Annotated in this window: 3 protein-coding genes; 1 reads left to right on the forward strand and 2 read right to left on the reverse strand. The window is 70.5% G+C overall.

Annotation, left to right across the window (positions count from 1 at the left end; translation table 11 throughout):
- Positions 1–692: response regulator (locus CCR87_RS07485; RefSeq protein WP_242511907.1), on the forward strand; the 692-nt coding region annotated here is incomplete at its 5' end.
- Positions 693–885: 193 nt separating this feature from the next.
- Here CCR87_RS07485 and CCR87_RS07490 read toward each other — a convergent pair.
- Together CCR87_RS07490 and CCR87_RS07495 are read right to left on the reverse strand one after the other, a co-directional pair.
- On the reverse strand, positions 886–1,773 hold the full coding sequence (locus tag CCR87_RS07490; protein WP_201156928.1) for a hypothetical protein: 888 nt from the start codon (positions 1,771–1,773) through the stop codon (positions 886–888).
- A gap of 462 nt (positions 1,774–2,235) precedes the next feature.
- On the reverse strand, positions 2,236–2,970 hold the full coding sequence (locus CCR87_RS07495; RefSeq protein WP_201156929.1) for a hypothetical protein: 735 nt from the start codon (positions 2,968–2,970) through the stop codon (positions 2,236–2,238).
- Positions 2,971–3,920 lie beyond the last annotated feature (950 nt).

The following is a 3,920-nucleotide window of genomic DNA, read 5'->3' on the forward strand; positions in this document are numbered from 1 at the left end:
CCCAACCCGGTCCCGCCCGCATCCTCATCATCGACGACGAGGCCCCGATCCGCCGCTTCCTGCGCGCAGCCCTCGAGGCCGAGGGCCACCACGTCACCGAGGCCGCGACGGGCCGCGCCGGCATCGAGGCCGCCGCCCTGACGACGCCCGAGGCGGTGATCCTCGACCTCGGCCTGCCGGACATGGACGGCCGCGCGGTGCTGGGGGAACTTCGGCAGTGGTCCGCCGTCCCCGTTCTGGTCCTGTCGGTGCGCGCGGGCGAGGCGGAGAAGGTGGCGCTTCTGGACGCGGGCGCGCAGGATTACGTCACCAAGCCCTTCGGCATCCGCGAGGTGCTCGCCCGCCTGCGCGGCCTCCTGCGCGACCGCGGGCCCGAGCCCCCGCAGGGCGCCGCGCTGACCATCGCGGATCTGACCATCGATGCGGCCGCGCGCACGGTCACCAAGGCGGGCGCGCCGGTCAAGCTGACCCGCAAGGAGTTCGACCTGCTGTGGCTGCTGGCCTCCAACGCCGGGCGGCTGGTGACACAGGGCGCCGCGCTGGAGCATGTCTGGGGCAAGGCCCACCGCGAGGACAGCCAGTACCTGCGCGTTTTCATCCGCCAGCTGCGCGCCAAGATCGGCTGCGACGCGGGCAACCCGCGCTACATCTTCACCGAACCCGGCGTCGGCTACCGCTTTGCCGATGGCTGAGCGGACCTCGGGGCGGCAAAGGGACGGCAGAGGGGCGGCAGAGGGGCGGCGGACCTGCCGGGACGGATGCCCTGCGTGCGGCGCGGGTCTCCGGGGCCGCCGCATCCCCCGCGCGCGCCAGCCGCGCCGTTGGGGGCACAGTCCGGGGCGCAGTCCGGGGCGCAGTCCGGGGCGCAGTCCGGAGACGTCAGGATCAGGTGCCGGAATAGCTGACGCGCTTGTGGGTCCGACGGCGGGATCGTCCGCGGCTGCGGCCGCTGCGGCGCGCGCCCGAGGCCGCCTCGTCATGCGTCTGGAGGAGGGTCTCGGCCAGCTTCTGGGCGGCCAGCAGGAGCTGCAATTCCCCGATCTGCTGGGGGGCCTGCTGGGCGGCCTGCTGCGAGGTCTGCGCGGGGAACGGCGCGGCGGCCGCCTCCATCGCGCGCTGCTGGCTCTCTCGCACCACCGCCAGCGGGCTGGGCGAGGCGACCCAGTCCCGTTTCCTGGAGGATGCCCCCGCGTCCTCGGCCGAGCGGCGGGCACGGCGCAGGGCCGAGCGCCGCCAGCGCCGTCCGCGCGCCACCAGCAAGCCGGTCCCGAAGCTCGCGACAACCAGCAACAGCCCGCCCGCCGCCAGCGGTGCGGCATCGACCATCCGATCGCCACCCGGCAGGGACCTGAGCTTGCGCAGCACCCGCGCCGCCAGACCCGGCTGCGCCCGGGCCGCCCGCGCGGCAGCAGCGGCCCCCGACCCGTCGGGCAGGTTCATCAGCGCGATCGGGCGCGACCTCAGATCCAGCGCAACCGTCAACGCCGAGACATCGACGCCGGGCCAGATCAGCGGTGCGCTCGGCATCACCCGCATGTCCACGGGATACACCGCGAACAGCAGCGACGGGCTGGAGAGGTCCTGCGCATCGGGGGCGGTCGGTTGCGCCGAAGTCCGGGGGGGCGCGATCCGGGGGGCCGCGATCTCGGGGTATGTCGATGTGGGAAAGGCGGGCTGTCCGCCGAACATCCAGGCGGTCATGCCGCTGTCTGTCGCGGCTTGCACCGGATGGGCGAACAGGACGACGGTCAACAGGATAAACGCCCGGTACACGCGCGACCTCCTCACTGCAAAGCGTTTCCGGGGCACTTCCGCATCCGCGGCCAGGACACCCCGAAGACAAGGATCAATGGCGGAATTGCAAAAGCAGCGTGGGTCGGAAAACCGGAGGCCGATGCGGTGACACGTCGGGCGATCCGCATGTCGCCCGGGACGGCACGAAGGACGGAGCTGGCGCGGCACAGGGTTCCGGAGTAGGCGCCTGCAAAAGATCCCGAAGATGAAACTCGCGCGAAAGGCGATTTGGGGCGCAGGAATTCATCCTGGGGTATAGTTCCGCAATGGCATTTCCGGGCCTGCAAGGGAACACACACAACTCCGAGGGGATCGATTTCCGGTCCGTGCCACCCGCGGGATCGAAATGTCACGACATCCGATCCGTGCGGGCGACACGGTCACCGGCCCGATGGAGGGATCGTGGCTGTCACGCCACCCCACCGCCGGACCGGCGGAAGATCACGCCGCCTGCGACGACCGGCGACGCAGACCGACAAGCCCGAGGACACCCAGACCGCCCAGCAGGAGCGGCAGCGCGGCCGGAACCGGGATGGGGGTCAAGCGGACGTCCCCTCCGCCACGAATGCCGCCTGAGGCAATACCGTTGGTGAACTCCATGCGCAGGGTGAGACTGAAGGGCGATGCGGCATCCTCAACCGTGAAAATATCTCCGCCATAGCTCCCGGTTTGCGTGGTAGAAGCGATGAGCCTCGTGTCCCCGAACAGTTCATTGTCCGGATCCCACCAACCCGTTGTGACGACCGTGTTGCCGCTCACATTGCCGCTGTATGCCAGCTGACCGATGAAGGGCAGCGCCGTCGGCAGCGTGAAGCCCGTCCGAGTCACCGTGATCGAAAACGGCCCCACGAGCCCAGTTGACGTCAGCTCACCCGTATTTAAGTCCAGACGAGTCGGGCACTGAGGGCACAAGCCGCCCGTGAAGTTGAAAGCCGTCAACCCCAACCCAATGAGGACCCCTGCATCATCACTGTCCAGATTGAATGTGATACGGTCGGCGACACCACTCACATTATTATTGGTGTCGCTGTCTTCCACCAGCAACGTGCCGAAGAGGCCTTCGAAGCGCATCTGCGTCTGCTGTGCGGCGGCGGACGTTGCGCCGACCACAAGTGCAAGTGTTCCGGCCAAGACAAGGCCGGTCGTGTATCCTCTTGAAATGTAATTCATGTCCATTCCGCCCCATTAACCACGCATTAACCTATACCTTCGATCAGGTGATTCGATCAATCAAAAGTTAAGACAGCTACCCAAACGGGCTATTTTCCTGCACCTCCGGTCATCGCCAACCGCCGCCCATCCCTGCGCCCTGTCCTTTGTCGCCCGGTCCTTTGTCGCGCGGTCCGGCGCTGCGGTCCGTGCAGTGCATTCGGGACGTCAAGACAAATCGTTGGGCGACGGGTGGTGCCGATCCCGGTCGGGCGGGGCGATACGGCCGTGGCTCTCGGGCGCCTCGGGATGACGGGCCCGGATCGGCGACCGGCAGCGCCGCGGCCGTTCGCGCAGCGCTGGACATCGCCACAGCCGGTGCGGGGCCGTGGCCCGGCGCCCCCGAGCGCGGCTCCGTCAACGCGACCCGGGCCCCACCACCCGGACCCCACCAACCGGGCCCACCACCCGGACGGCGGGGTCACCCGGCAGGCCGGACGCAAGCGCGCACAGCCCCACCGGCGTCGCCTGATGACGGACATCCGCCCCCGGCCTTGTGCCCGGCGACCGGGGCATCCGGGGCCGTGTCCGCCAGAGGCGCTCCCGGCGGTTGCGGGGCGGCGCGGGGGGATCCCTGGCGGCGGACATCCGCGCCCCGGCGCTGGCGGATGCGCATCAGGGATGCGCGATCCGGCAGCGCCTTGCGGGGCGGCACCGACGACGCCGGTGGAGTGCAGACGCGCGCGGCGCATCCCGCGCCGGTCGTGGGGGATGCCGGACAGAGATCCCGCCCGCAGCACGCCCACCGGCATCGGGCGCACGGCCCCGCCGCAAGGCCCGCCGCAAGGCCCGCCACGAAGCCCGCAGCGGGCGACACCGGGGTGGCCGCGGCGGCTGGCCGGGGGTCAGGGGTGGCCCGCCTCCTCCACCCGGTGACAGGCCACCCGGCTGCCGTCGGCCTGCGCCATGATCGCGGG

Origin of the sequence: Rhodobaculum claviforme, assembly GCF_016653255.1 — a bacterium.
Lineage (GTDB): Bacteria > Pseudomonadota > Alphaproteobacteria > Rhodobacterales > Rhodobacteraceae > Rhodobaculum > Rhodobaculum claviforme.